The organism is Hydrogenophaga sp. YM1, from assembly GCF_016903055.1.
Taxonomy (GTDB): Bacteria; Pseudomonadota; Gammaproteobacteria; order Burkholderiales; family Burkholderiaceae_C; genus Hydrogenophaga; species Hydrogenophaga borbori.
This window is the reverse complement of sequence record NZ_CP070223.1, coordinates 901,048-926,931: the sequence shown is the minus strand read 5'-3', so window position 1 is coordinate 926,931 and position 25,884 is coordinate 901,048. Positions and strand designations below refer to the sequence as shown.

Sequence of the window (25,884 nt, the reverse complement as noted above, 5' to 3'; positions counted from 1 at the left end):
GGCCCTGGGCCTCAGGGCGTGTCGCCCGGCGGGGCGGGCAAGCTCAACTCGAAGCCCTGCTGGCCGCCGCCGGTCGGTGCGAGCCGCGCCGAGCGGCGCTGCACCGACTGGAGCACCACGCCGCCGTCGAGCTCGGCGCCCACGCGGTAGGGCTTGGGTGGTTGTCCGTCGATGGCGATCAGCGCGGCGCCGTCGGCGCCGCCGGCATTGATCACGCCCAGCAACTGGAAGCGCGAGGACAGCGGGGCGGGCGCGCTGGCCGGGGCGTCCACCGCAACGGCCTGCACGGCGCCCAGCACGCGGGCCACGGAGGCCGTGTCGGGCGCAGGCGCCGCCACCGCGGGCGCGGCCACGGGTGTGAGCGGCGAGCGACCCATGGCCTGCAGCACCCAGTAACCCACGCTGAGCCCCGTTGCCAGCCAGAGCAGCACGGCCAGCGCGCCCGGCGCGCGCCGCGGCGCGCCGCCTGGCGCCGCTGCGCCCTCGCCCAGGAAGACCGAGTGCCCGAAGGTGGATGCCCGACTCATGCGCGCATTATGATCGACCGACCCCCGCGCGGGGCGCCCGACGACCCGGTGCCGGAGACTCCCTTGACACGCCCCCTCTTCCCCTCTTACGCACCCACCCGACGCGCACTGCGGCGCGGCTTCACGCTCATCGAGCTGATGGTGGTGCTGGTCATCATCGGCGTGCTGGCCGCGCTCATCGTGCCCAACGTGCTAGACCGAACGGACGATGCGCGCATGACCGCCGCCCGCACCGACACCCACAACCTCATGCAGGCGCTCAAGCTCTATCGCCTGGACAACCAGCGCTACCCCAGCGCCGAGCAAGGCCTGGGCGCGCTGGTCAACAAACCCACCGTCGGGGCGATTCCGCCCAACTGGCGCCGCTACCTCGACAAGCTGCCCAACGACCCCTGGGGACGGCCGTACCAGTACCTCAACCCCGGCGTGCACGGCGAAGTCGACGTGCTCTCGCTGGGCGCCGACGGCCAGGCCGGCGGCGAAGGCGCCAACGCCGACATCGGCAGCTGGCAGTAAACCGGCCGGCCCGCCGACGGCCCGCCCCCACCATGCCGCACGGCCGCCCACGGGGCTTCACCCTGCTCGAACTGATGGTGGTCGTGGCCATCATCGCCATGGCCACGGCGGCCGTCAGCTTCGCGCTGCGCGACGACAGCGGCACGCGGCTGGAGCGCGAGGCCCTGCGCCTGTCGGCCATGCTCGAATCGGCGCGCGCGCAATCGCTCACCAGCGGTCTGCCGGTGGTGTGGCGCCTGCGGCCCCATGGCTTCGAGTTCATCGGCCTGCCGCGTGCGCGTGCCGGCGACGGCCCCACACCCTCCGAGGGCGCGCACCAATGGCTGAACGCCGACACCGGCGCCCAGGTGCTGCAGCCGCCCGGCGCCACCGCCCTGGTGCTCGGCCCCGAGCCGCTGATCCCGGCGCAGCGCATCGCCCTCGGCCTGGGCGAGCGCCGCCTGGTGCTGGCCACCGACGGCCTGGGCCCTTTCCGCGTCACCCCGGACGCGCCCTGACGCCCCTATGAAAAGCGCGCGCGGCTTCACCCTGATCGAGGTACTGGTGGCCCTGGGCGTGGTGGCGCTCGCCCTCACCACCGGCCTGCAGGCCAGCAACGCGCTCACACGCACGGCCGAGCGCCAGACCGAACAGTGGCTGGCCACCCTGTGCGCCGAGAACACACTCATCACCCTGCGCCTGCAGCGCCAGCTGCCCGGCACTGGCAACAGCGAATCCACCTGCCAGCAGGCCGGCCACGACTTGCGCGTGCGGGTTTCCGTCCTGCCCACGCCCAACCCCAATTTCCGCCGCATCGACGCCACCGTGCTGCGCGGCGCCGACGGCCCCGGGGTGCGCCTGCTGACCCTGTCCACCGTGCAAGGGCGCTTCTGATGGGCCAGCGGCGCGCGCGTGGCTTCACCCTGATCGAGTTGCTGGTGGCCCTGGCCATCCTCTCGATCATCGCCGTGCTGGCCTGGCGCGCCATCGACGGCATGGGGCGCACGCAGAGCATCACCCAGTCGCGAGGCGACGAGCTGCGCCGCCTGCAGTCCGCCCTGGGCCAGTGGACGGCCGACCTGGACGCCCTGGTCGACACGCGCGAGGTCGCGCCCATCGCCTTCAACGGCCAGGTGCTTCGGCTCACCCGGCGCGACCCCATGGAGACCGGCCTGGACAGCCGGGGCGTGCGCGTGGTCGCCTGGGCCCTGCTCAACGGCCCCGAGGGCCCGCGCTGGTCGCGCTGGCAGTCGGGCCCGCTGCGCCAGCGCAACGAGCTCACCCTCGCCTGGCAGCGCGCGGCCGACTGGGCCACCGGCCGCGTGAACGCCCCCGGCAACGCCGCCGGCGACGCGCTCACCGCCCCCACGGCCGACAGCGCCATCGCCCTGGTGCCGGCCCTGAGCTGGCAGCTCTACTACCACCGCGGCGAGGCCTGGACCAACCCGCAGTCGGCCGCCGACAGCCCGCCCCCCCGCGGCATGTCATACACCCCCCACCTGAACATGCCCAATGGCGTGCGCCTGCTGCTGGAACTGCCCCCGGCCGGCACCGCCCTGCACGGCGTGTTGCAGCGCGACTGGGTGCGCCCCACGCTGGAGCCCTCGCCATGAGCGCGGCCGGGCCGCTCCCAAGGCACGCCGCTCCGCCGTGCACAGCATGGAGGGCCGTCCCGTGACACGCACCCACCAGCGCGGCGCCGCGCTGTTGCTGGCCATGCTCACCGTCACCCTGGTGGCCGCGCTGGCCGCCAGCGCGCTGTGGCAGCAATGGCGCGCGCTGGAGGTCGAGCGCGCGGAGCGCCAGCGCGCCCAGGCCGCCTGGATCCTGACCGGCGCGCTCGACTGGGCGCGCCTGATCCTGCGCGAGGATGGGCGCGGCAACCAGACCAATGGCAACCCCGACCACCTGGGCGAGCCCTGGGCGCTGCCGCTGGAAGAGGCCCGGCTGTCCAGCTTCCTCGCCGCCGACCGCGACAACACCGCCGACAGCACGCTCGAAGCCTTCCTCTCGGGCGAAATCACCGACCTGCAGTCGCGCCTGAACTTCAACAACGTGGCGCGCCTGACCACTGTCCAGAACGGTGCCGTGCCGCTCAAGTACGAGCTCTCCGAGCCCGACCTGGACAGCCTGCGCCGCCTGTACGAACTGCTCGGACTGCCGCGCAGCGAGCTCGAAGCCGCCGCCAAGGAGCTGCTGGCCAGTGCCCAGAAGTCCTTGAGCGATCCCCTGCCCGCGGACGCGGCCTCGCTGCTGCCGTCCAAGCTCTCGCAGCTCGCCTGGCTGGGCATTTCGCCCAGCAGCCTGGCGCGGCTGGAGCCCCACCTCACCGTGCTGCCGCTGCGCACCACGCTCAACCTGAACACCGCCAGCGCCGAGGCCATCGCCGCCTCTCTGCCGGGATTGGACCTGGCCATGGCGCGCCGCCTCGTCTCGGCGCGGGAGCGCACGCCGTTTCGCAGCATCGCCGAAGCGCAGCGCCTGCTGCCCCAGGGCCCGGCCGTCCTCAGCGACCAGTACCACGGCGTGCGCAGCAGCTTCTTCGAGGTGCGCGGCCGCCTGCGGCTGGACGACACCATCATCGAAGAGCGCTCCCTGGTGATGCGCCAGGCCCTGGACGCGCGCATCGTCTGGCGCGAGCGCTTCACGCGCCGCTGAGACGCCCCAGGGCACCGGCCGCCACCCTGGCGGGTGGCCACTGAAGCCGCCACGCAACGCCCTAGGGCACCTGGATGAGGCTTTGACATGGTCCCTCTCTAGAATGGCCGGTCCCATCCTCTGAAATCCCGCCTGTGCTCATCGTCACGCCCGTCGACTACCTGGCACCGCCCTCGGCCGCTGCCGCGCTGATGCGCTGGGTGCGCAGCACCGACGGCCAGAACCCGGTCGAGGACGGCGAATCGGCCCTGTCGCTGCTGCCGCGCAACGAGGAACTGGTGCTGGCGCTGCCGCCGCGCGCGCTGTCCTGGCACCGACTGAGCCTGCCGCGCGTGAGCGGCCCGCGCCTGCGCGCCGCGCTCGACGGCCTGCTCGAAGACCAGGTGCTCAGCGACGTGGGCGCCCTGCACCACGCCCTGGAGCCCGGCGGCCGCGCCGGCCAGACCGTGTGGGTGGCCTGCACCGACCGCGCCCGCCTGCGCGACTGGCTGCGCGCGCTCGAATCCGCCGGCCGCCCGGTGGCGCGCATCGCGCCGCTCATGTGGCCCCTGGTGCCCGCCCGCGCGCCCGGTGCCACCGGCGCCACGCGCAGCTTCGCCATGGACTCGCCCGGCCAATTGCACTGGGCGCACATCGACGGCGATCAGGCCTGGCTGGCCAGCGCCAGCCTGCTGGGCGTGAGCTGCGTGCCCCTGCGCGCCGACCAGCCCCTGCCCCTGGACGCCCTGCTGCCCGGCGCCACCGGCAACGACCTGCGCGCCACCGACGCCCTGGACGTCTGGCTGGCCGACCCGCTGGTGGCCGAACTCGCCGAACGCGCCTTGCAGCGCCCCTTCGACCCGGTGCCGCCGGCCCGCTGGCTGCTGCGCGCGGGGCAGAGCGACTGGAACCTGGCCCAGTTCGACCTCAGCCTGTCCTCGGGCGCGCGGCGCGGCCAGCGCTGGCGGCGCGCCTGGCGCCAGTTCCGCAGCGGCCCGCAGTGGCGCGCGGCGCGCTGGGGCCTCGCGGCGCTGGTCGCGGCCCAGCTCTTCGGACTGAACCTGACGGCCTGGCAGGAGCGCCAGAGCCTGCAGGACAAGCAAGACGCGGTGCGCACCACCCTCACCACGGCCTTCCCCCACATCAACCTGGTGCTCGACGCCCCGGCGCAGATGCAGCGCGAGGTGGCGCGGCTGCAGCAGGCCAGCGGCCAACTCTCGGCCGGCGACCTGGAAAGCCTGCTGGCCGCGGTGGACCGCGCCGCCGGCAGCGAACCGCTGTCGCCCACCCGCATCGGCTACGACAACGGCGCGCTGCGCCTGTCGGGCTGGCGCACCGGCGAGGAGCGGGTGCGCGCGCTGCAGCAGGCCCTGCAGAGCGGCGGCTGGCGCGCGCAATTCGACGGCAACGAACTGGTGCTGCAGGCACCGCAACCCTGACATGGCCGCCGACCTCGACACCCCTTCCCCGGCGAGCGCCCGCGCCGCCCTGGCCGGCTGGTACGCTGGCCTCGCCGCGCGCGAACGCCGGCTGGTGCTGGCCGCCGCGCTCATCGTGGGCCTGGCCCTGCTGTGGTGGCTCGCCATCCACCCCGCCTGGCGCACCCTGCGCGAGGCGCCGGCCCGCCACGCCACGCTGGACGCGCAGCTCGCGCGCATGCAGCAACTGGCGCAGACCGCCGAGGGCCTGCGCACCGCCTCCACCGGCCAGCCGCCGGGCCGCGACGAGGCCCTGCGCGCCCTCGAGGCCGCCACCGGCGCCCTGGGCGGCACCGGCCAGATCAACGTGCTGGGCGACCGCGCCACCCTCACCCTGCGCCAGGCCGAAGCCCTGGCCCTGGCCGGCTGGCTGCAGCAGGTGCGCGTGAACGCGCGGCTGCTGCCGCTCGAATCCCAACTCAACCGCGACGGCCCAGGCACCACCTGGAGCGGCTCGCTGGTGGTGAGCGGCCCGCCGCTGGCAGGGAATTGAGATGAACGCCGCCCGGCCGCCCGAAGGCGTTCGCACCGCAGCGCCTTGCGCGAAGGGGTTCCCACCCCGCACCGCCGCATGCCACGCGGAGGCTTCTCCATGAGCACCACTGCCACCGTGCGCCGCCTGGCCTTCGCCGCCGCCGTGCTGGGGCTGCTGCTGGCGCTGCTGCTGTTCGCCCCGGCGCGCTGGCTGGCCAGCGCACTGGACCGGGCCAGCGGCGGTCAGGTGCAACTCGTCAACGCGCGCGGCAGTGTCTGGAGCGGCCAGGCCGATCTGCTGCTCACCGGCGGCGAAGGCAGCCGCACCAGCAGCGCCCTGCCCCAAGGCCTGCGCTGGCGCCTGCGCCCCGCCTGGCAAGGCGGCCCCGCGTTCGCGCTGGCGCTGCAGGCGCCGTGCTGCACCCCGCAACCGCTGCAACTGCGCCTGCACCCCGGCCTGAGCGAAACCTCGCTCAGCGTCGCCGGCTTCGACAGCCGCTGGCCGGCCGAACTGCTGGCCGGCCTGGGTACCCCCTGGAACACCCTGCGCCTGCAGGGCGTGCTGGCGCTGCGCAGCGAGGGCCTCACCCTCACCCTGGCCAGCGGCCGCGCGCGGCTGCAGGGCGGGCTGGACATCGACGCCCTCGACATGGCCTCGCGCCTGTCCAGCATCCGCCCCCTGGGCAGCTACCGCGCCACGCTGCGCGCGGGGGCCGAGGGCGACACCGCCCGCCTGGACCTGAGCACCCTCAGCGGCGCCCTGCTGCTGCAAGGCCAGGGCCAATGGGTGGGCGGGCGCCTGCGCTTCGCGGGCGACGCCCAGGCCGCGCCCGGCAGCGAAGAGGCCCTGACCAACCTGCTCAACATCGTGGGCCGCCGCCAAGGCGCCCGTTCGGTCATCACCATCGGGTGAACCTTAGACGTAGGATCGCCATCATGTTTGCCCTCCCCCCCCTGGCCGGCCGCCGCAGCGCACTCGCGCTGGCCTGCGCGCTGGCGCTGAGCCTGCCCGGCGCGCCGACGGCCACCGCGCAGACCCGGCCGACCGAGCCCGTCACCCTGAACTTCGTGGGCGCCGAAATCGAGGCCGTGGCCCGCACCATGGCCACCATCACCGGCCGCAGCGTCGTCGTCGACCCGCGCGTGCGCGGCACCATCAACCTCTCCACCGACCGCCCCGTGCCGCCGGCCGCCGCGCTGAACCAATTCGCCGCCGCGCTGCGCCTACAGGGCTTCGCGCTGGTGGACACCGGCGGGCTCTACAAGATCGTGCCCGAGGCCGACGCCAAGCTTCAGGGCAACGTGGTGAACGCGGGGGCCGCGTCCGCGCTGCCGGCGTCCAACACCGTGGTCACGCAGATCTTCCGGCTCAACCACGAGAACGCGAACAACCTGGTGCCGGTGCTGCGCCCGCTGATCCCGCCCAACAACACCATCAACGTCAACCCGGGCAACAACTCGCTGATCATTACCGACTACGCCGAGAACCTGCAGCGCATCGGCCGCATCGTCGCCGCGCTGGACGTGCCCGGCGCAAGCGATGTCGAGATCATTCCGCTGCAGCACGCGGTGGCGGCCGACATCGTGCCGCTGATCCAGCGCCTGATCGACCCCACCGCCACCGGCGCCGCGGCCGGTGGCGCCGCCGCGGGTGACGCCTCCTTCCGCACCACCATCGTGGCCGAGCCGCGCAGCAACGCGCTGGTGCTGCGCGCGGCCAACCCCGCGCGCCTGGCCCTGGTCAAGTCGCTCGTGGTGCGGCTCGACCAGCCCTCGGCCAGCGTGGCCAGCGGCAACATCCACGTGGTCTACCTCAAGAACGCCGACGCGGTGGCCCTGGCCACCACGCTGCGCGCGGCCATCGCGGCGGGCGACGGTGGCGGCAGCGGCGGCGCCCTGGGCGGCGGCGGCAGCGGCGGCGCGTCCACCGGCGGTGGCCTGTCGCGCGCCAGCACCGGCGGCCTCAACCTGGGCGGCGGCGCCACCAGCGGCATGGGGGCCAACAGCGCCGCCAGCACGCCGGTGGCGGCCAGCGCCCAGCCCTCCACCGGCGGCATGATCCAGGCCGACCCGGCGACCAACTCGCTCATCATCACCGCGCCCGAGCCGCTGTACCGCCAGCTGCGCGCGGTCATCGACCAGCTCGACTCGCGCCGCGCCCAGGTGTATGTGGAAAGCCTGATCGCCGAGGTGAACGACGACAAGGCCGCCGAGTTCGGCATCCAGTGGCAGGGCGCCTCCGGCCAGTCGGGTGACCGCGTGATCGGCCTGCTCGGCACCAATTTCGGCGAGGGCGGGCGCAACATCTTCAACCTCGCGCAGGGCGAGACGGCGCCCGCTGCCGGCCTGAACATCGGCCTGGCGCGCCGCACCGGCGGCGTCTACGTGCTGGGCTTCCTGGCGCGCTTCCTGCAGGAAAATGGCGCCGGCAACATCCTGTCCACGCCCAACCTGCTCACGCTGGACAACGAAGAGGCCAAGATCGTCATCGGCCAGAACGTGCCCTTCGTCACCGGCCAGTTCACCAACACCGGCGGCGGCAACAACGGCTCGGTCAACCCCTTCCAGACCATCGAGCGCAAGGACGTGGGCATCACCCTGCGCGTGAAGCCGCAGATCAGCGAGAACGGCACCATCAAGCTGACCATCTACCAGGAGGTGTCCAGCGTCGCGCCGGCCTCGATCAACTCCAGCACCGGCCTCATCACCAACCTGCGCAGCATCGAGAGCACCGTGCTCGTGAACGACGGCGCCATCGTGGTGCTCGGCGGCCTGCTGCAGGACGAGTACGCACAGAACCAGGACAAGGTGCCCGGCCTGGGCGACGTGCCCGTGCTCGGCGGCCTGTTCCGCAGCGAAACCCGCAGCCGCAAGAAGACCAATCTGATGGTGTTCCTGCGCCCCGTGGTGATGCGCGACGAGCGCGACACCGCCAACCTCGCGCTCGACCGCTACGAGCAGATGCGCAGCATCCAGCGCGGGCTGCAGCCCGAACGCAGCAGCGTGCTCAAGATCAACGAGTCCCCGGTGCTGGGTCCGCAGGCCCTGCCCTACGAGCGCCTGGCGCCGCGGCCCACGCCGCTGGGCGCGCCCGAAGGTTCACCCAACGCCGTTCCCGCGCCCACGCCGCCGGCGGGCGCCCCGGCGCCCGCCCCTGCCCCGCAGCAGTGAGGCCGCGCCCATGAAGTACCCGCTGCCCTACGCCTTCGCGCGCGAGCACCAGTGGCTGCTCGAGGAAGACGCGGGCCGGCTCACCCTGGTGGGCAGCCGCACGCCCGCGGCCGATCCACAGGCCCAGTCCAGGCGCCTGTCGGCCCTGTCCGAGATCCTGCGCCTGCACCCGCTGCTGGACCTGCAGTGGGAAGACGCCGAGGGCCTGCGCCAGCGCATCAGCTCGGCCTATTCGCAGGGCGAATCCAGCGCCGCCGCCGTGGTGAGCGAGGTGCAGAGCGATGCCGACCTCAGCCGCATGATGCAGGAGCTGCCGGCCATCGAGGACCTGCTGGAAACCGCCGACGACGCGCCCATCATCCGCATGCTCAACGCCCTGCTCACGCAGGCCGCGCGGGATGGCGCCAGCGACATCCACATCGAGCCCTTCGAGCGCCACTCCAGCGTGCGCTTCCGCGTCGACGGCACGCTGCGCGAGGTGGTGCAGCCCAACCGCGCCCTGCACGCGGCCCTGATCTCGCGCCTGAAAATCATGGCCGAGCTCGACATCTCCGAAAAACGCCTGCCGCAGGACGGCCGCATCAGCCTGCGCATCGGCACGCGCGCGGTGGACGTGCGCGTCTCCACCCTGCCCAGCGCGCACGGCGAGCGCGCCGTGCTGCGCCTGCTCGACAAGAGCGAGAGCAAGCTCGACCTCGAATCCGTGGGCATGCAGGGCGATGTGCTGGCGCGCTTCCTGCGCCTCATCCAGCAGCCGCACGGCATCATCCTGGTCACCGGTCCCACCGGCTCGGGCAAGACCACCACGCTCTACGCCGGCCTGCAGCGGCTGGACGCCGGGCGCCAAAACATCATGACGGTCGAGGACCCGATCGAGTACGAGCTGCCCGGCATCGGCCAGACCCAGGTCAACCCCAAGATCGAGCTGACCTTCGCCAAGGCCCTGCGCGCCATCCTGCGCCAGGACCCGGACGTCATCATGATCGGCGAGATCCGCGACCACGAAACCGCGCAGATCGCCATCCAGGCCTCGCTCACCGGCCACCTGGTGCTGGCCACGCTGCACACCAACGACGCGCCGAGCGCCGTCACCCGCCTCACCGACATGGGCGTCGAGCCCTTCCTGCTCAGCAGCTCGCTGCTGGGCGTGCTGGCGCAACGCCTGGTGCGCAAGCTCTGCGTGCACTGCCGCCGCCAGGACGCGCAGGGCCGCTGGCACCCGGTGGGCTGCGAGCACTGCAGCCACAGCGGCTACAAGGGCCGCACCGGCATCTACGAACTCATGGTGGCCGACGACCAGATCCGAGCCCTGGTGCACCAGCGCGCGGCCGAGAGCCGGCTGTTCGCCGCCGCCGAGAAGGCCGGCATGCGCACCATGCGCGAGGACGGCCAGCGCCTGATCGAGACGGGCGTGACCTCGGTGGAAGAGGTGATGTCGGTCACCCGCGAATGAACATGAAGCCCCCACGCTCCACCGCTGCGCGACCCGGCGGCCAGGCGGCCTGCTGACATGCCGGCCTACACCTTCGAGGCCGTTGACGCCAACGGCGTAACGCACAAGGGCGTGATCGACGCCGACACCGCGCGCGCCGCGCGCGGCCTGCTGCGCGCGCGCTCGCTGGTGCCGCTGGCCGTGGAGCCGGCCGCGCAGTCGGCGCAGGCCGGCGGCGGCCAGGGGCTCAACGTCACGCTGTGGGGCGGGCGCGTGTTCAGCAACACCGCGCTGGGCGTGTGGACGCGCCAGCTCGCGGGCCTGGTGGCCGCCGGCATGCCGCTGGAGCGCGCGCTCAGCGCCCTGGCCGACGAGGCCGAGAACGACAAGCTGCGCAACCTGGTGGCCACGCTGCGCAGCGAGGTCAACGCCGGCGCGTCCTTCGCGCGCGCCCTGTCGCAGTACCCGCGCGAGTTCGCGGCCAGCTACAGCGCCGTGGTGGCCGCCGGCGAACAGAGCGGCCAGCTCGGCACCGTGCTGGAGCGCCTGGCCGACGACCTGGAAGCGCGCGAGGCGCTGCGCAACAAGCTCATCGCCGCGGCCCTGTACCCGGCCATCGTGACCCTGGTGGCCATCGTCATCGTCGTTTTCCTGGTCAGCTACGTGGTGCCGCAGGTGGCGGGCGTGTTCGAGGGCAGCAAGCGCGCCCTGCCCACGCTCACGGTCATCATGATGGGCATCAGCGCCTTCGTGCGCTCCTGGGGCTGGGCCGTGCTGCTGTTGCTCGTGCTCGGTCTCATCGGGCTGGTGTTCGCGCACCGGCAGGAGGGCCTGCGCCTGCGCATGGACGCCGCCGTGCTGCGCCTGCCCGTGCTGGGCCGCCTGGCGCGCGGCTTCAACGCCACGCGCTTCGCCGGCACGCTGGCCATGCTGGCGGGCGCGGGCGTGCCCATCCTGCGCGCCCTGCAGACCGCCGCCGAAACCCTGAACAACCGCGCCCTGCGCGAAGACGCGCTCGACGCCCTGGTGCGCGTGCGCGAGGGCGCGCCCCTGGCCTCGGCCCTGGCCAGCAAGAAGCGCTTTCCGCCGCTGCTGAGCATGTTCGCGCGCCTGGGCGAACAGACCGGCCAGCTGCCGCAGATGCTGCAGCGCGCGGCCGACCAGCTCGGCGCCGAGGTGCAGCGCCGCGCCATGTCCCTGGCCACGGTGCTGGAGCCCCTGCTCATCGTGGGCATGGGCCTGGTCGTCATGCTCATCGTGCTGGCAGTGCTGCTGCCGATCATTCAGCTCAATCAGCTCGTCACCTGAAACCATGAGCCCCCACGCTCCTCACTTCGTGTATCCGCTGCCCCCCAAGGGGGCGCAGACCGCCCTTGGGGCGGCCCGGCGGGTGGTCTGATGGCAGTCACCCTGGACGGCAAGCTCGTCGTCGCCATTTCCTCGCGCGCCCTGTTCGATTTCGAAGAAGAGAACCGCCTCTTCGAACAGGGCGACGACAAGGCCTACATGCGGCTGCAGCTGGAGCGGCTGGACACCCCCGCCGCGCCCGGCGTGGCCTTCTCGCTGGTGCACAAGCTGCTCGCCTTCAACGACGCCCACGCCCAGCGCGTGGAGGTGGTGATCCTCTCGCGCAACGACCCGGTTTCGGGCATGCGCGTGTTCCGCTCGGCCCAGCACTACGGCCTGCCCATCCAGCGCGGCAGCTTCACGCGCGGCCAGTCGCCCTGGCGCTACCTGCGCCCGCTGCGCGCCAACCTCTTCCTGTCGGCCCACCTGGCCGACGTGCGCGCCGCACTGGACGCCGGCGTGCCCGCCGCGCAGGTCTACCCCACCTCGGTGCGCGCCAGCGACGCCCACCCGACCGAGGTGCGCATCGCCTTCGACGGCGACGCCGTGCTGTTCTCCGACGAGGCCGAGCGCATCTACCAGTCGCAGGGCCTCTCGGCCTTCCAGTCGCACGAATCGAGCAAGGCCGGCACGCCGCTGGAGGGAGGCCCCTTCAAACCGCTGCTGGAAGCCCTGCACCGCCTGCAGAGCGAGGGCACACCGCTCATGCGCATCCGCACCGCCCTGGTGACCGCGCGCAGCGCGCCCGCGCACGAGCGCGCCATCCGCACGCTGATGAACTGGAACATCGAGGTCGACGAGGCCATGTTCCTGGGCGGCCTGCCCAAGGGCGAGTTCCTGCGCGAATTCGAACCCGACTTCTTCTTCGACGACCAGACCGGCCACATCGAATCCGCCGCGCAGCACGTGCCGGCGGGCCATGTGGCCTCGGGCATTTCAAACCCCTGAGCCCGCGCCCGTGCACGACCGCCCCGCCCCCACCGCCAGCCTGAGGCCCGTGGACGGCCCGGGCGGCCTGCCCCTGCTGCGGGTGGACAACCCGCTGGCCCGCGCCACGGTCTCGCTGCAGGGCGCGCAGGTCCTGTCCTTCCAGCCGCACGGCCAGCCCGACTGGCTGTTCCTGAGCCCGCGCGCGCGCTTCGAGGCCGGCCAGGCCATCCGCGGCGGCGTGCCGCTCTGCTGGCCCTGGTTCGGGCCCGATCCCGACGGCCTGGGCCGCCCCGCCCATGGTTTCGCGCGCCTGCGCCGCTGGTCCCTGCGCGGGGCCCGCGACGGCAGCGATGGCGCCACCGAGCTCGAGCTGGTCCTGCGCGACGACGAGGCCACGCGCGCCCTGTGGCCGCACGCCTTCGAGCTGCGGCTCGACATCCGCGTGGGCGCCACGCTGCGCCTGAGTCTGAGCGTCCACAACAGCGGCGACAGCGCCTTCACCCTCACCCAGGCCCTGCACAGCTACTTCGCGGTGGACCGCCTCGACGCGGCGCGGGTGCTGGGCCTGGAAGGCTGCGGCTTCATCGACCAGGTGCCCGGCGCGCCCCCGGCCGGCAGCGCCACCCAGGAAGCCCTGCGCTTCAGCGGCCGGCTCGACCGCCTCTACCAGGGGGTGCCCGATCGCCTGCAGCTGCTCGGCGCGGCCGGCGGCCAGCCCCTGACGCTGCACAGCGCGGGCAGCCGAACCGCCGTGGTGTGGAACCCGGGCGCCGAACTGGCCGCCGACATGGCCGACCTGGGCCCGGGCGCGCACCAGCACTTCGTCTGCGTCGAAACCGCCAACGCGGGCGACGAGCGCATCGCGCTGCCGCCCGGCGGCCGGCACCGCCTCACCGTCGAGATCGCGGCCCAGGCCGCCGGAGCTTTTCCATGACCGAGAAGATCAGCAAGTGGCGCGCCCTGCGCGAGTTCGCCGGCAAGGCCTGGCGGCTGTCCATGCCCTACTACCTCCACTCCGAGGACAAGTGGAAGGCGCGCGGCCTGCTGCTGGCCATCGTGCTGCTCAACCTGGGCGCGGTCTACATGCTGGTGCTGCTCAACGAGTGGAACCGCGTGTTCTACGACGCGCTGCAGAACAAGGACGCCGCGGTGTTCTGGCGCGAACTGGGCCGCTTCACCTACCTGGCCTTCAGCTTCATCGTCATCGCGGTCTACCGCTTCTACCTCACGCAGCTGCTGCAGATGCGCTGGCGCGAGTGGATGACCCGGCACTACATGGACCGCTGGCTCGCCAACCACCGCTTCTACCAGATGGAGCTGGCGCGCTACTCGCGCGAAGGCAACGCACCGCCCGACAACCCCGACCAGCGCATCGCCGAGGACATGAACCTCTTCACCAGCTACACCGTGGGCCTGTCCATGGGCCTGCTCAACGCGGTGGTCACGCTGCTGAGCTTCATCGGCATCCTGTGGACGCTGTCGGGCAGCTTCGGTTTCACGTTCCAGGGCCAGCACGTCGACATCCCGGGCTTCATGGTCTGGATGGCGGTGCTCTACTGCGTCATCGGCAGCGTGCTCGCCCACTACATCGGCCGCCCTCAGATCGCGCTCAACTTCAAGCAGCAGCGCTTCGAGGCCGACTTCCGCCACCACCTGGTGCGCGTGCGCGAGTACAGCGAGTCCATCGCGCTCGACAAGGGAGAAGGCGTGGAGCGCCGCCAACTCGGCCTGCGCTTCGCCGACGTGCTGGGCAACTACCTGCGGCTCATCCGCACGCAGAAGCGCCTGGTCTGGTTCACCAACGGCTTCGGCCAGGCCGCCACGGTGTTCCCCTTCATCGTGGCGGCGCCGCGATTCTTCAGCGGCGCCATCCAGCTCGGCGAACTGATGCAGATCGCCTCGGCCTTCGACCGCGTGCAGGGCGCGCTGTCCTGGTTCGTCGACAACTACGACCAGATCGCCGCCTGGCGCGCCACCACCGACCGCATCACCAGCTTCGATGAGAGCTTCGCCGCGCTGCAGGCCGGCGACCCCGCCACCGCCAGCGAGACCAACGCCGAGGACGCGATCGCGCTCGACGCCATGGACCTCGCCCTGCCCGGCGGCGCGGCGCTGCTGGCGGTGCACGGCGCGCGCATCGCGCCCGGCGATTCGGTGCTGGTCCAGGGGCCCTCGGGCAGCGGCAAGTCCACGCTGTTCCGCGGCCTGGCGGGCATCTGGCCCTGGGCGACACGCCGCCTGCGCCTGCCGGCCGACTTCGACGCGCGCGCCATGTTCCTGCCGCAGCGGCCCTACTTCCCCAACGGCCGCCTGCGCGACGCCCTGGCCTACCCCGAGCCCGCCGCGCGCTATGGCGACGAGGAACTGCAGGCCGCGCTGCGCGAGGCCCTGCTGCCCGGCCTTGTGGCGCGTCTCGACGACCCCGACGCCTGGGGCCAGAAGCTCTCGGGCGGCGAGCAGCAGCGCCTGGCCATCGCGCGCGCCCTGCTCAAGAAGCCGCGCTGGCTGTTCGTCGACGAGGCCACGAGCGCGCTCGACGAGGCCGCCGAGGCCACCATCTACGAGCGCCTGCAGGCCCTGGTGCGCGCGCAGAACGGTGCCCTGGTGTCGATCGCGCACCGGCCCGGCGTGGCGGACTGGCACGCGCGGCGCTGGGTGCTCCAGCCCGGCGCCGCGGACGGTCCGCGCTACCGGGTCGCCACCGGCTGAAGCGCGGCCTCACCAGGCCGCCAGCAGCCGGCCCACGCCGGCCAGGGCCTGCTCGCGCGCCGCCGCGCCCGCCGGGCTGTCGGCCAGGTAGGCGCTCACCAGCAAGGGCGCCCGCCCCGGCGGCCAGACAATGCCGGCGTCGTTCGCGCTCTCGCCCGCGGTACCGGTCTTCTCGCCGATGCCCCAGCTCGGCGGCACACCCGCGCGCAGGCGGCGGTCGCCCGTGGTGTTGGCCTTGAGCCAGGCCGCCAGCTGCTCGCGCGAGGCCGGCGACAGCGCGTCGCCGAGCAACAGCGTGCGCAGGGTGCGCGCCATCGCGCGCGGTGTGGTGGTGTCCAGGTCTTCCCCGGGCGAGGGCTCGTTGAGTTCCGGCTCCATGCGGTCCAGCCGTGTCACCGGGTCACCGATGCCGCGCAGGAACGCCGTCAGGGCGGCCGGGCCGCCCACCTCGCGCAGGATCAGGTTGGCCGCGGTGTTGTCGCTGGTGGTGATGGTGGCCTCGCACAGCTGGGCCAGGCTCAGGCCCCGGCCGCCCACGTGCTTTTCCGTCACCGGCGACCACTGCACCAGATCGCGCTGGCGGTAGCGCACGCGCTTGGACAGCGGCGCCTTGCCCTGGTCGGTGCGCCGCAGCACCAGCGCCGCCGCCAGCGTCTTGAAGGTGCTGAGCATGAGGAAGCGCTCGTCGCTGCGGTGGCCCCATTCCCGCCCGTCGGCGGTGTCGAGGATGTGCACGCCCAGGCGGCCCCGGGACTTCGCCTCCAGCGCGCGCGCCGCGGCGTCGAGGGCGTCCGTGCCCTCCTGACCCCAGGCAAACTGGGGCATCAGAAGCGCCGTCATGGCGGGAGCGGTGGCGGCGAAGCCGAGCAGTTGTCGTCGATGGATCATGGTTTCTCCTGTGGAAAGCGCGAATGCTAGGGACGCCACCCGCGCCGTTCAAACGGAAATAATCTGCCCCAGCCCAAAGAAAAACTTCTATCGACCATGGACCTTCCGCTCAATGCCCTGCGCGCCTTCGAGGTCTCGGCGCGCCACCTCAGCTTCACGCGCGCCGCCGAGGAACTGCACCTGACCCAGACCGCGGTGAGCCAGCACGTGCGCAAGCTCGAGGACCGCCTGGGCCGCCGCCTGTTCCGCCGCCTGCCGCGCGGCCTGGCGCTCACCGACGAGGGACAGGCCCTGCTGCCGGTGCTCAGCGAGTCCTTCGAGCGCCTGTCGGCCACGCTCGCCAGCCTGCAGACGCGCCAGCGGCGCGAGGTGCTGTCCATCGGCGTGGTGGGCACCTTTGCGGTGGGCTGGCTGCTGCCGCGCCTGCGCGACTTCCAGGCCCGCCACCCGCTGATCGAACTGCGCCTGTTCACCCACAACAACCGCGTGGACCTGGCGGCCGAAGGCCTGGACGCGGCCATCCGCTTCGGCGACGGCCAGTGGCCCGGGTGCGAGGCCGTGCCCCTGCTCGATGCCCCACTGGCGCCGGTCTGCTCGCCCGCGCTGGCGCACCGCATCCGCGGCCCGGCCGACCTGGGCCGCGAAACCCTGCTGCGCTCCTACCGCGGTGACGAGTGGCCCGCCTGGTTCGAGGCGGCGGGCGTGCGCGCGCCCCTGCTCACGGGGCCGCAGTTCGATTCCTCGCTGCTGCTGGCCGACGCGGCGGCGCAAGGCGCGGGCGTGGCCCTGCTGCCGCTGCGCCTGTTCAGCCGCGACCTGCAGGCCGGCCGGCTGGTGCGGCTGTTCGACGTGGAGGTGGCGGTGGGCCGCTACTGGTTCACCCGCCTGGCCCGGCGCCGCGCCTCACCGGCCGTGCAGGCGCTGCGGCGCTGGCTGGAAGAGCGGCTGGGCGAGGCCGGCTGACACCGGCCCTCAGCCCGCGGCGCGCGCGCCGGGCGCGAGGGACATGCGGTAGGCCTGCCAGCCCCGCTCGCGCAGCTGGCAGGCGGGGCACTGCCCGCAGCCCCAGCCCCAGGCGTGGCGGTGTTCGCGGTCGCCCTGGTAGCAGGTGTGGGTGTGCTCCACGATCAGGTCCACCAGGGCCTCGCCGCCCAGCTCGCGCGCCAGGCGCCAGGTGCCGGCCTTGTCGATCCACATCAGCGGCGTGTCGACCAGGAAGCGCTGGTCCATGCCCAGCGAGAGCGCGAGCTGCATGGCCTTCATGGTGTCGTCGCGGCAGTCGGGGTAACCGGAAAAATCGGTCTCGCACACGCCCGTCACCAGCACCGAGAGCCCGCGCCGGTAGGCCAGCGCCGCGGCCAGGGTGAGGAACAGCAGGTTGCGCCCCGGCACGAAGGTGTTGGGCAGACCGTTGGCCTCCATGCGAAAGGCCATGTCGCGCGTGAGCGAGGTCTCGGACACCGCGCCCAGCACCGCGAGGTCGAGCATGTGGTCCTCGCCCAACCGGGCGGCCCAAGCGGGAAAGGCCGCGCGCAGCTCGCGCAGCACGGCCTGGCGCGCGTCGAGTTCCACGCGGTGGCGCTGGCCGTAGTCGAAGCCGACGGTCTCGACGCGCTCGAAACGCGCCAGCGCGTGCGCCAGGCAGGTGGTGGAGTCCTGGCCGCCAGAGAACAAAACCAGGGCGTGGGTGTGGCGGGTGGATTCGGGCATGGGCGGGATGGTAGGGCTCAGTGGCCGTCTTCGCGCAGCAGCGCCATGGCGTGGCTGTCGACGGACACCCCGTCGACCCGGAAGGCGCCGCGCTGCAGGCCTTCGTGCGCGAAGCCCATGCGCTCGTACAGCGCGCGGGCATTGGGGTTGTCGGCCCGCACCGTCAGCTCGATGCGGGTGAGGCCCTTGGCCCAGGCGGCGGCGATGGCGGCCCGCATCAGGGCCGCGCCCAGGCCCTGGTGGCGCGCGCGGCGCACCAGACCGATGCCCAGGGTACCGACGTGGCGCCGGGCCTCGCCGAACACGGGCAGTACGTCGCACCAGCCCACCACCTCATCGTCGAGCAGGGCCACGACGTGCGGATGGCCCTGGTCCAGGCTGTCGCGAAAGAAGGCGAAGGTCTGCTCGCGCGGCGGCGCCTGCAGCAGGGCCAGGTAGCGCTTCTCGCGCGCCACCTCGTCGAGCACCTGGTGCAGGCGCTCGAAGTGGGCTTCGGTGAGGGGCAGGATGCGGGTGTTCATGGGCGCGGGGGTCGGGGATCGGGGGCGGCCGAGGCACCCGCCTGCAGAAGGCGCAGGAGGGCATCGGCCTCGTGGGGGGTGCGCGCTTCGCACCAGCGCAGGTGGGCGAAGGTGCCGGCGTCCCGCAGGGCCTCGAACTCGCGCCGGCGGCGGTGGAACGTGCTGAGGATCCACCACAGGATGGACTCGCGCGACAGGAACGACTGGCGGAAGGACTCGCGGTTGCCCTGAAACAGTTGCTCGCCGGAGACCACGCGCGCCACGGTGCGCCGCAGGCCGCGCCAGAACACCCGGGGCAGGCCGAAGTTGAGCCAGACGATGGTGGTGGCGCGGCCCCACAGCCGCTCGCGCGCGAGCCCGTAGTTGCCCGCCGCCACCCAGTGTTCGCCGGCGCTGGCCTGCTCGACCAGCCGCAGAAACTCGGCCGGCGGCTTGGGCGTCCAGGCGGGCGCCCAGTACAGCTCGTCCAGTTCGATGAGCGCGCAGCCACGCGACGCGGCGAGCGCGCGGGCGAAGGTGGATTTGCCGGCGCAGCTGGAGCCGATGACCACCACGCGGTCGGTGCCGGCGCGGGCCTCGCTCATGGTCGCTCGCCTTGCGGGTCCGCGCCCGGTGGCAGCCGCTTGCGCATCAGCGCGTTCGGCAAGGCCAGCCCGCGCCGCACCGGCAGGCGCCGCTCGACCACCTCGAAACCGAAGCGGCGAAAAAAGGCCTCGGCGCTCAAGCTGACGTGGGCGTGCAGCTCTGAGAGCCCCAGCAAGGCCGCTTCCTCGTGCACCCGCCACATCAGCGCGGCGCCGATGCCGCGACGCGGGTGCTGCCCGGACACGAAGAATTGGTCGATGAGGCCGTTGGCCTGGAGATCGGCGTAGCCCACGATCCGATCGCCATCGAGCGCCACGAACGGCGCCAGGGCGCGCACGCGCTGGGCCCAGGCGTCCCGCTCCCCCTCCTCGGGCAACCAGGCCTGGATCTGCTCGGGCGTGTAGTCCCGGCTGGCGATCGACTGAATGGCCGAGCGGTGCACGTGGAACAGGGCAAACTCGTCGCCGGCTCGAAAGCGGCGGGTGCGCAGGGTGCTGGGAAGCGGTTTGTCTGTCGGGGCGGTCATGGGACGAGTGTGCACACTTTGGCGCACCCCACCCACGAACCCGGCTTCAGTGCGCCAGCCGCTCCGAGCGCCGGCCCGCGTGGTCGCGGCTGGTGGCCAGCATGCGCAGCAGGGCGCGGTTCACCTGCTCCAGCGTCAGCTCGTGGCGGCGGCACAGGGTTTCCATGCGGTCCAGCCGCTCCGGGTCGCCCATGGCGCGCGCGATGTCCAGCAGCGGGAAGTAGGGGCCATCGTGGCGCAGCACCGCGTCGGTCACCCGGCCCGCCAGGGGCAGGCGGTGCAGCAGGTCGGCCAGGGGCTGGTGCAGCAACAGGTCGAGCTGCGAGAGCGCCGCGGTCGTGTAGACCTCGGCGCGCAAGAGGTCATCCGAGCCGGTCGCCAGCAGGTGCTGGGCCAGGCGCGACCGCATCACCATGGCGTAGCGCACGGGCTGCAGGTCGACGTCGGGCTCGGCCTCCGGCACCTGCTCGGTGAGCCAGCGGCCCAACTCGCGGAAGCCCAGCATCATGATGGCGTGGCGCAGCGAGCCGATCTCGCGCCGCAGGCCGTAGGCCGCGGAATTCACCAGCATGAGAATGCGGTAGATCAGCACCGGGTCCTGGCGCACCACGCGCTCCAGGTACTCGACCGAACATTCCTCGTCGTCGATGGCCTGCAGCACCTGGCGCACCACGCGCGCGTCGTAGTGCAGCGGCTGGCGTTTGTGGGCGCGCAGCACGTCAACCGCGGGCCAGCCGAGCACGGCGGCGGCCTGGGCCTGGTCCAGCACCTGGCGCAGGCGCTCCTGGGTGTCCACGCCTTCCACCATCTGGCCGGGCATGGGCTCGATGCGGTCAAGGGGCTCCAGCGTGAACAGGTTGCGGTGGTCGACGCCCGGCGTGGGCCGCCCCCGCAGCGCGCTCCAGTCGCCGTGGCGCACCAGCAGGTGGCCGTTGCGCCGCGCGAGCGACAGGCGCGCCAGCGTTTCCTGCGCGCCGAACAGCGCGGCCGGCACCTCCAGCAGGGTGTTGAGCACGGGCGGGCAGGCCAGGGCCTGCTGCAGCAGGCGCGGCGTCTGCAGCGACAGCAGCAGCGGCGGCGCGCCCTCGGGCCAGTCGTCGCCGATGGCCTGCAGCAGGTGGTGGGCGTCCACGCCCTCGGGGTGGATGGCGCGCACGCACAGGCGCACGCCCGCGAGCTCGCGCGCGCGGTTCCACAGCGGCACATAGGCCATGGCGACGCTGTCGAGGACGGTGTGCGCTTGCATCAGCATGGGGGTTCGTCGGCGCGCTTATTTGATGTAGTCGAACAGGGACATGCGCTGCACGGTGGCGTAAGCCTGCAGGCCGGCGTTGAGCGCGAGCTCCTTGTTCTTGAAGTCGGAGATGCCCTTGACCATGTCCAGGTCGACCAGGCGCGATTCCTCCAGCTCCAGGTCGGTGCTGCGGTTGTTCATCAGCAGGTCCATGGAGTCGGCGCGGTTGAGCCATTCGCCGGCGCGCCCGCGCGCCAGCAGCACGCGGTCGTGCCCGGCGTCCACCTCGGTGAGGGCGCGCCCCAGCGCCTGGGTGCGCAGCGCCGATTCGCCCGCGCCCTGGTAGCGCAGGGCGTCGATCGCGCCCTGCACGACGGAGAAGATGTCGGTGGTGCCGGTGGCGGGGGCGAGGTCGATGCGGTCGCCCGCGGCCGGCTGGCCGTTCATTTCGAAGGACAGGCCATCGAAGGCCACGGTCTTGCCGGCCTCGTAGGGCACGCCCGCGTGGCCCGCCACGGGGGTGCCCGTGGTGGTGTTGGTGATGGTGTACTGGATGACGCCGCCCACGTCGGCGAAGTCCACGCGGTAGTCGTCGCCGGTGAGCGCGGTGGCGTCGGTCACCTGCCCCAGGCTGGTGTTCACGCCACCGGTGTTGCTGGTGGGCAGGCTCAGGGTGAAGCTGCCATTGCCCTGCGGGATGCGCATCCAGATGGCGTCACCGTCGAGCGATTGGGGCAGGGTGCCGTTGCCCGCCGCGGGTTGGCCGCGCTGGCCCTCGAACTGCACGCCGGTGCCGCTGGGCCCGTACAGGTCGACGAAGGGCGTGGGCGCGCCGCCCAGGCCACCGAACAGGGTGCGGCCGTTGTTGTCGGTGCGGTTGGCCACGGCCAGCAGCTGCTCGCGCAGGCCTTCGAGCTGGCGCGCCACGTCCTCGCGCTCGGCGTCGGCGAAGCTGGGGTTGCCGGCGGACACCAGCAGGTCGCGCACGCGCTGGATCAGCTCGCCCGATTCGGCCAGGCCGGACTCGGCCTGCTGCAGGCTGGTGCGCGAGGCGTCCAGCGCGCGCAGGTCGGCCTGCACCCGCGTCATGCGGTTGCGGGCCGACTCGGCCAGCGTGGCGGCCACGGGGTCGTCGCTGGCCTTCATCACGCGCTTGCCGGTGGAGATGCGCTCCTGCTGCTTGGCCAGGTCGTACTGGCGCGTGGCGAGCTGGTCGATGGTGCGGTCGAACTGGTTGGCGGTGGCGATGCGAAAGCTCATGGCGGTCAACGTCCCACGGTTTGCAACAGGCTGTCAAAGGTGCTCTGCGCGATCTGCAGGAACTTGGCCGAGGCCTGGTAGGCCTGCTGGAACTGCAGCAGCCGCGCGGCTTCTTCGTCGAGGTTGACGCCGGCCACGTTGCTGCGCGCCTGCTCGGCCGCCGTGGCCACGCCGGCCGAGAAGTCGGCCGCGAACTGCGCGCCCTGCACGCGCGTGCCCAGGTCGGAGAACAGGCTGACGTAGCCGTCGGACAGTGGCACGCCGTCGAAGGTGGCGAGGTCGCGCAAGGCCAGCATGCCGCTGGCGTTGCCGGCGCTCTGCGCGATGGCGTTGGACGGCGAGGCGCCAATGGAAAAGCTGTCGCCAGCGGTGGGGTTGCCGCGCAGCGTGAGGCTCCAGCCATTGAGCACGATGGCCTGGCCGGGCTTGAAGTTGTAGCTCGGCGGCGGGCCGGCGTTGTCGGGCGGGGGGTTGCCCGGGCCCAGGCCGGTGGCGCTGAAGCTGCCGTCGGCGTTGAAGGTGATGGTGACCGGGTCGGTGAGGTTGGCCGAATTGTCGACCGCGTAGAGCTTCTCCACGCTCAGGCTGCCCGAGTTGCCGGTGCCGGGGGTGACCATGACGGGGCTGGCCACGGCCAGCTGCTCGGGGGCGTCGATGGCCACCTGCAGGTTGCGCGCCGCCGCCTCGAATGGCCGGATGCGGAAGCGGTCGCCCGGCACGGCGCCGGCCGCGTCCACCTGGAAGCTCAGGCCATCGACCTCGGCGGGCAAAGCGCCCACGCTGGTGGTGTTGCCGTCGCTCAGGCGCACGATGCTGAAGCCGCCGGCCTCCACGCGCAACTCGTAATCGGAGGCGATCAGCGCCTGCGGGTCGCTCACCACGGCGCTCACCTGGCCGGTGCCACCGTTGGCGGGCGAGGCCAGGCCCTTGGCGGCCGCGGGCGGCACGAAGAAGTTCTGTCCCGGGTTGCCCTTGAGGTCCAGGCCCAGCGCGTGCTGCTGGTTCACCAAATTGGCCGTGGCCAGGGCGATGCGGCCGAGCTGGTTGGCCGCGGCCGCCAGGTCGTCGTTGAGGAAACGCACCACCCCCGCCAGTTCGCCGCCGCCCAGCGAGCCATCGGCCAGCGCGGTGGACACACCGCCCTGCACGAAGTTGATGGTGATGCGCGACGAATCCATGGGATCGGTCTGGGCCGCCAGCTTCGCGGCCTGCGCCCCCAGCACCAGCGGCTGGCTGCCGGCCACGAACACGTTGACCGATCCGGCATCGCCGGGCACGGTGCTGATCTGAACCTTGTCGCTCAGCTGGCGCAGCAGCTGGTCGCGCTGGTCGTACAGGTCGTTGGGCGTGTGCGCGGTGCCGGCCGTCTCGATGATGCGCTGGTTGACCTTGGCCAGGTCCTGGGCGATGCGGTTGATGTCCTCCGTGACCGACTTCACCTGCTGCTGCGTGGTGTTGCGCATCAGGTCGAGCTGGCCCGCGCTGTCGCGCAGCCGGCTGGCGAATTCGTCGGCGCGCGCGATCACCACCGTGCGCGCCGTGAGGTTGCCCGGCGCCGAGCTCAGGTCGGTCCAGGCGTTGAGCATGTCGTTGAGCGCCGTGCCCAGGCCCTTCTCGCCGGTGGGGAACACGGTTTCCAGCTGCTCCAGGCGGGCCAGGCGCGCCGCGTCCGCCGCGGCCACCGAGCCGGTCTGGCGCGCCTCGCGCGTGAGGTACTCGTTGTGGGCGCGCTCCACCGTGGTCATCTCCACGCCCTTGCCGAAGTAGCCGCCGCCGGTGAACTGGTAGCCCGCGCTGGACAGCACCACCGTCTGGCGCGAGTAGCCGGGTGTGTTGACGTTGGCGATGTTGTGACCGATGACCTGCAGCGCCGCCAGGTTGGTGTTGAGCGCGCGGGTGGCGATGTTGAGTGAGGACATGGCTCAGGCTCCCCTTCAGCCTTGCGCACGCTGAAGGCTCAGCGTGGTGTTGATGGCCCGGCCGAGCTTCTCGGCGTAGGACGGGTCGGTGGCGTAGCCGGCGCGCTGCAGGCCCTTGGCGAAGCCCTGAACGGAATGCAGCTGATCCATCACGCCCTCGTAGCGTGGGCTGTTGCCGATCAGGCGGGCGTAGTCGCGGAACGACTCCTCGTACGAGTCGTAGGCGCGGAACTTGGCCGTCACCTTGCGCGGCTCGCCATTGATGTACTCGGTGGTGGTGACCTCGGCGACCTTGCCGGTCCAACCGCCCGTGGCCTTGATGCCGAACAGGTTGTGCGCGGGCGAGCCGTCGGCGTGGCGGATCTCGCCACGGCCCCAGCCGCTCTCGTGCCCGGCCTGGCCCAGCATGAAGGCGGCGGGAATGCCCGATTCGCGCGCCACCGCCAGCGCGGCGGCGCCATGGCGCTCGACAAACGCGCTCTGGCGTTCGCCGGCGCTGGCGCGGCCCACGGTGCTGGGCGTGGCGGGCGCGTCGGGCAAGGCCTGCGTGCCGGACATGCGGCCGGCGAGCTGGCGCTCGATGGCTTCCGACAGGCCGCCCGGCAGGCCGGTGAGCTTCTGCGCGAACTGCTGGTCCAGCAGGTCGGTGCCCAGGTTCTCGCCCTCGCTGTCGAACAGGCCGCTCTTGCTGGTGGCTTCGCGCATGCTCTTGATGAGCTCGCGCATAAACAGGGCCTCGAACTGCTTCGCGGCCTCCTTGAGCGCGGCCTTGCTGTCGCCCGCGCCCTTGAGCGCGTTGAGCGCGTTCGGGTCGGCGGCGAGGCCGCTCGGGGAGGTGAAGGCGCTGCTGCCGATCATGGCCGTCAGATGATTTCGAGTTCGGCGTTGAGCGCGCCGGAGGCCTTGATGGCCTGCAGGATGGCGATCAGGTCCTGCGGCGTGGCGCCCAGGGTGTTGAGCGCCTTGACCACCTCGCTGAGCTGCGCGGCCGGGCCCATGTGGATGAGCGAACCCTTGTCCTGGCTGATCTGGATGCTGGCCTGCTCGCGCACCACCGTTTCGCCGCCCGAGAACGGCGCGGGCTGGCTGATGACGGGCGTGCTGCTCACGCTCACCGACAGGTTGCCGTGCGCCACGGCCACGGGGCCGAGCGTGACCGCCTGGTTCATGACGATGGAGCCGGTGCGCGCATTGATCACGACCTTGGCGCTGGGCACGCTGGATTCGATGCGCACCTCTTCCACGCGCGCCAGGAAGGCCACGCGCTGGGAGGGGTCGGTGGGCGCGTTCAGGCGCACCACGCGACCGTCTATGGCGCTCGCGGTGCCGGCGCCCAGGGCCTTGTTGATGGCGTCGGTGACGCGGCTGGCGGTCTGGAAGTCGTTGCTGTTGAGGCCCAGGTCCAGCGTGTCGCCCGCGTGCAGCGAGGTCGGCACGGCGCGCTCGACCTGGCCACCGCCGGGGATGCGGCCGGCGCTCAGGTGGTTGATCTGCACCTTGCTGCCGCCGGCCGACGCGCCCGCGCCGCCGACCATGAGGTTGCCCTGCGCGAGCGCGTAGATCTCGCCGTCGGCGCCGCGCAGCGGCGTGACGATGAGCGTGCCGCCGCGCAGCGACTTGGCGTTGCCCATGGAGGAGACGGTGACGTCGATGGGCTGGCCCGGTTGCGCGAAGGGCGGCAGCTCGGCCGTCACCATCACGGCGGCCACGTTCTTGAGCTGGGGGTTGGCGCCGGGCGGCAGCGTCAGGCCGTACTGCTGCAGGAAGTTGGCCAGGCTCTGCCCGGTGTAGGGCATCTGCGTGGTCTGGTCGCCGCTGCCGTCCAGGCCCACCACCAGGCCGTAGCCCGTGAGCATGTTGCTGCGCACACCCTGCACCGCGGCGATCTCTTTCACGCGCACGCTTTGCGCGGCGACGGAAAAAGTCGCCAGCGCAACGCAAATCAGCATCAAGTGGCGCAGGCGGTGGACGATATTCATGGCATCGGCAAGTGGTCAAACCCAGGGAGGCCGCGGAGCCGGCTGTGCCGGGTCGCTGCTGC

General features: G+C 72.4%; 26 protein-coding genes. 15 read left to right on the top strand and 11 right to left on the bottom strand.

Translation table 11 applies throughout. The features are described from left to right. Positions 1-11: 11 nt before the first annotated feature. The gene (locus tag JNX00_RS04560; RefSeq protein ID WP_239478257.1) at positions 12-527 is read right to left on the bottom strand and encodes a type II secretion system protein N; all 516 of its coding nucleotides are present in this window, start codon (positions 525-527) and stop codon (positions 12-14) included. A 63-nt stretch (positions 528-590) separates the two neighbouring features. Here JNX00_RS04560 and gspG point away from each other — a divergent pair, with 63 nt between their 5' ends. From gspG to JNX00_RS04490, 14 genes are all read left to right on the top strand, one after another. Then, positions 591-1,043: a type II secretion system major pseudopilin GspG gene (gene gspG, locus JNX00_RS04555; protein ID WP_070401032.1), complete on the top strand. Its 453-nt coding sequence runs from the start codon at positions 591-593 to the stop codon at positions 1,041-1,043. Positions 1,044-1,075: 32 nt separating this feature from the next. Next, on the top strand, positions 1,076-1,540 hold the full coding sequence (locus JNX00_RS04550) for a prepilin-type N-terminal cleavage/methylation domain-containing protein (RefSeq protein WP_070401031.1): 465 nt from the start codon (positions 1,076-1,078) through the stop codon (positions 1,538-1,540). 7 nt (positions 1,541-1,547) lie between these two features. After that, a complete protein-coding gene (gene gspI / locus JNX00_RS04545; protein ID WP_070401030.1) occupies positions 1,548-1,916 on the top strand; it encodes a type II secretion system minor pseudopilin GspI in 369 nt (122 codons plus the stop codon). Beyond that, a complete protein-coding gene (locus tag JNX00_RS04540) occupies positions 1,916-2,635 on the top strand; it encodes a prepilin-type N-terminal cleavage/methylation domain-containing protein (protein ID WP_070401029.1) in 720 nt (239 codons plus the stop codon). Before gspI ends, JNX00_RS04540 begins: the two co-directional genes overlap by 1 nt. A gap of 61 nt (positions 2,636-2,696) precedes the next feature. Beyond that, the gene (gene gspK, locus JNX00_RS04535; protein WP_286849335.1) at positions 2,697-3,680 is read left to right on the top strand and encodes a type II secretion system minor pseudopilin GspK; all 984 of its coding nucleotides are present in this window, start codon (positions 2,697-2,699) and stop codon (positions 3,678-3,680) included. 134 nt (positions 3,681-3,814) lie between these two features. Further along, positions 3,815-5,098: a type II secretion system protein GspL gene (gspL, locus tag JNX00_RS04530; protein WP_204744237.1), complete on the top strand. Its 1,284-nt coding sequence runs from the start codon at positions 3,815-3,817 to the stop codon at positions 5,096-5,098. A 1-nt stretch (position 5,099) separates the two neighbouring features. Beyond that, positions 5,100-5,630 (top strand): type II secretion system protein GspM, encoded by a 531-nt coding sequence (gspM, locus tag JNX00_RS04525; protein WP_204744235.1) that lies wholly within the window; start codon positions 5,100-5,102, stop codon positions 5,628-5,630. 99 nt (positions 5,631-5,729) lie between these two features. Next, positions 5,730-6,524, top strand: a complete 795-nt coding sequence (gspN, locus tag JNX00_RS04520) for a type II secretion system protein N (RefSeq protein WP_204744233.1) — start codon at positions 5,730-5,732, stop codon at positions 6,522-6,524. A gap of 23 nt (positions 6,525-6,547) precedes the next feature. Next, the gene (gspD, locus tag JNX00_RS04515) at positions 6,548-8,782 is read left to right on the top strand and encodes a type II secretion system secretin GspD (RefSeq protein ID WP_070401025.1); all 2,235 of its coding nucleotides are present in this window, start codon (positions 6,548-6,550) and stop codon (positions 8,780-8,782) included. A 10-nt stretch (positions 8,783-8,792) separates the two neighbouring features. Then, positions 8,793-10,235, top strand: coding sequence for a type II secretion system ATPase GspE (gene gspE / locus JNX00_RS04510; RefSeq protein WP_070401024.1), 1,443 nt, complete (start codon positions 8,793-8,795; stop codon positions 10,233-10,235). 57 nt (positions 10,236-10,292) lie between these two features. Next, entirely contained in the window at positions 10,293-11,522 is a 1,230-nt protein-coding gene (gspF, locus tag JNX00_RS04505; protein WP_204744230.1) for a type II secretion system inner membrane protein GspF, read from the top strand. 90 nt (positions 11,523-11,612) lie between these two features. After that, complete coding sequence (locus tag JNX00_RS04500) at positions 11,613-12,509, top strand: 5'-nucleotidase (RefSeq protein ID WP_070401022.1); 897 nt, start codon at positions 11,613-11,615, stop codon at positions 12,507-12,509. 10 nt (positions 12,510-12,519) lie between these two features. Then, positions 12,520-13,425: a D-hexose-6-phosphate mutarotase gene (locus JNX00_RS04495; RefSeq protein ID WP_204744229.1), complete on the top strand. Its 906-nt coding sequence runs from the start codon at positions 12,520-12,522 to the stop codon at positions 13,423-13,425. Continuing rightward, positions 13,422-15,200, top strand: coding sequence for an ABC transporter ATP-binding protein/permease (locus tag JNX00_RS04490; RefSeq protein ID WP_204744227.1), 1,779 nt, complete (start codon positions 13,422-13,424; stop codon positions 15,198-15,200). The genes JNX00_RS04495 and JNX00_RS04490 overlap by 4 nt, the downstream gene beginning before the upstream one ends. Before the next feature lie 9 nt (positions 15,201-15,209). On the opposite strand, the gene bla is transcribed toward JNX00_RS04490, so the two are convergent. Next, positions 15,210-16,085 carry a class A beta-lactamase gene (gene bla / locus JNX00_RS04485; protein ID WP_337179435.1) on the bottom strand — a complete coding sequence of 292 codons (876 nt, stop codon included), beginning with the start codon at positions 16,083-16,085 and terminating at the stop codon, positions 15,210-15,212. A 99-nt stretch (positions 16,086-16,184) separates the two neighbouring features. On the opposite strand from bla, the gene gcvA reads away from it, so the two are divergent. Next, a complete protein-coding gene (gene gcvA, locus JNX00_RS04480) occupies positions 16,185-17,051 on the top strand; it encodes a transcriptional regulator GcvA (RefSeq protein WP_204744223.1) in 867 nt (288 codons plus the stop codon). Positions 17,052-17,060: 9 nt separating this feature from the next. Here gcvA and queC read toward each other — a convergent pair whose 3' ends face one another. Genes queC through JNX00_RS04435 form a run of 9 tightly spaced genes read right to left on the bottom strand, consistent with a single transcriptional unit; the run spans position 17,061 to position 25,822 of the window. Continuing rightward, on the bottom strand, positions 17,061-17,798 hold the full coding sequence (gene queC, locus JNX00_RS04475) for a 7-cyano-7-deazaguanine synthase QueC (RefSeq protein ID WP_204744221.1): 738 nt from the start codon (positions 17,796-17,798) through the stop codon (positions 17,061-17,063). A gap of 17 nt (positions 17,799-17,815) precedes the next feature. Next, complete coding sequence (locus JNX00_RS04470; RefSeq protein ID WP_204744219.1) at positions 17,816-18,319, bottom strand: GNAT family protein; 504 nt, start codon at positions 18,317-18,319, stop codon at positions 17,816-17,818. Then, a complete protein-coding gene (locus JNX00_RS04465; protein ID WP_204744217.1) occupies positions 18,316-18,903 on the bottom strand; it encodes a toxin in 588 nt (195 codons plus the stop codon). The genes JNX00_RS04470 and JNX00_RS04465 overlap by 4 nt, the downstream gene beginning before the upstream one ends. Beyond that, positions 18,900-19,430, bottom strand: coding sequence for a GNAT family N-acetyltransferase (locus JNX00_RS04460; RefSeq protein WP_239478256.1), 531 nt, complete (start codon positions 19,428-19,430; stop codon positions 18,900-18,902). The genes JNX00_RS04465 and JNX00_RS04460 overlap by 4 nt, the downstream gene beginning before the upstream one ends. A 46-nt stretch (positions 19,431-19,476) precedes the next feature. After that, a complete protein-coding gene (locus JNX00_RS04455; protein ID WP_083293341.1) occupies positions 19,477-20,682 on the bottom strand; it encodes an HDOD domain-containing protein in 1,206 nt (401 codons plus the stop codon). Positions 20,683-20,700: 18 nt separating this feature from the next. After that, the gene (gene flgL / locus JNX00_RS04450) at positions 20,701-21,924 is read right to left on the bottom strand and encodes a flagellar hook-associated protein FlgL (protein WP_070401013.1); all 1,224 of its coding nucleotides are present in this window, start codon (positions 21,922-21,924) and stop codon (positions 20,701-20,703) included. A 5-nt stretch (positions 21,925-21,929) separates the two neighbouring features. Beyond that, positions 21,930-23,843 carry a flagellar hook-associated protein FlgK gene (gene flgK, locus JNX00_RS04445; RefSeq protein WP_204744215.1) on the bottom strand — a complete coding sequence of 638 codons (1,914 nt, stop codon included), beginning with the start codon at positions 23,841-23,843 and terminating at the stop codon, positions 21,930-21,932. Between the two features lie 15 nt (positions 23,844-23,858). Then, positions 23,859-24,701 (bottom strand): flagellar assembly peptidoglycan hydrolase FlgJ, encoded by an 843-nt coding sequence (gene flgJ / locus JNX00_RS04440; protein ID WP_070401011.1) that lies wholly within the window; start codon positions 24,699-24,701, stop codon positions 23,859-23,861. Between the two features lie 5 nt (positions 24,702-24,706). Next, a complete protein-coding gene (locus tag JNX00_RS04435) occupies positions 24,707-25,822 on the bottom strand; it encodes a flagellar basal body P-ring protein FlgI (protein WP_275564522.1) in 1,116 nt (371 codons plus the stop codon). Positions 25,823-25,884 lie beyond the last annotated feature (62 nt).

Coding starts and splice junctions, on each gene's coding strand:
- JNX00_RS04560 (WP_239478257.1), bottom strand. CDS start 527: ATGAGTCGGGCATCCACCTTCGGGCACTCGGTCTTCCTGGGCGAGGGC.
- JNX00_RS04550 (WP_070401031.1), top strand. CDS start 1,076: ATGCCGCACGGCCGCCCACGGGGCTTCACCCTGCTCGAACTGATGGTG.
- gspI (WP_070401030.1), top strand. CDS start 1,548: ATGAAAAGCGCGCGCGGCTTCACCCTGATCGAGGTACTGGTGGCCCTG.
- JNX00_RS04540 (WP_070401029.1), top strand. CDS start 1,916: ATGGGCCAGCGGCGCGCGCGTGGCTTCACCCTGATCGAGTTGCTGGTG.
- gspM (WP_204744235.1), top strand. CDS start 5,100: ATGGCCGCCGACCTCGACACCCCTTCCCCGGCGAGCGCCCGCGCCGCC.
- gspN (WP_204744233.1), top strand. CDS start 5,730: ATGAGCACCACTGCCACCGTGCGCCGCCTGGCCTTCGCCGCCGCCGTG.
- gspD (WP_070401025.1), top strand. CDS start 6,548: ATGTTTGCCCTCCCCCCCCTGGCCGGCCGCCGCAGCGCACTCGCGCTG.
- gspE (WP_070401024.1), top strand. CDS start 8,793: ATGAAGTACCCGCTGCCCTACGCCTTCGCGCGCGAGCACCAGTGGCTG.
- gspF (WP_204744230.1), top strand. CDS start 10,293: ATGCCGGCCTACACCTTCGAGGCCGTTGACGCCAACGGCGTAACGCAC.
- JNX00_RS04500 (WP_070401022.1), top strand. CDS start 11,613: ATGGCAGTCACCCTGGACGGCAAGCTCGTCGTCGCCATTTCCTCGCGC.
- JNX00_RS04490 (WP_204744227.1), top strand. CDS start 13,422: ATGACCGAGAAGATCAGCAAGTGGCGCGCCCTGCGCGAGTTCGCCGGC.
- gcvA (WP_204744223.1), top strand. CDS start 16,185: ATGGACCTTCCGCTCAATGCCCTGCGCGCCTTCGAGGTCTCGGCGCGC.
- queC (WP_204744221.1), bottom strand. CDS start 17,798: ATGCCCGAATCCACCCGCCACACCCACGCCCTGGTTTTGTTCTCTGGC.
- JNX00_RS04470 (WP_204744219.1), bottom strand. CDS start 18,319: ATGAACACCCGCATCCTGCCCCTCACCGAAGCCCACTTCGAGCGCCTG.
- JNX00_RS04465 (WP_204744217.1), bottom strand. CDS start 18,903: ATGAGCGAGGCCCGCGCCGGCACCGACCGCGTGGTGGTCATCGGCTCC.
- JNX00_RS04460 (WP_239478256.1), bottom strand. CDS start 19,430: ATGACCGCCCCGACAGACAAACCGCTTCCCAGCACCCTGCGCACCCGC.
- JNX00_RS04455 (WP_083293341.1), bottom strand. CDS start 20,682: ATGCTGATGCAAGCGCACACCGTCCTCGACAGCGTCGCCATGGCCTAT.
- flgL (WP_070401013.1), bottom strand. CDS start 21,924: ATGAGCTTTCGCATCGCCACCGCCAACCAGTTCGACCGCACCATCGAC.
- flgK (WP_204744215.1), bottom strand. CDS start 23,843: ATGTCCTCACTCAACATCGCCACCCGCGCGCTCAACACCAACCTGGCG.
- flgJ (WP_070401011.1), bottom strand. CDS start 24,701: ATGATCGGCAGCAGCGCCTTCACCTCCCCGAGCGGCCTCGCCGCCGAC.
- JNX00_RS04435 (WP_275564522.1), bottom strand. CDS start 25,822: ATGAATATCGTCCACCGCCTGCGCCACTTGATGCTGATTTGCGTTGCG.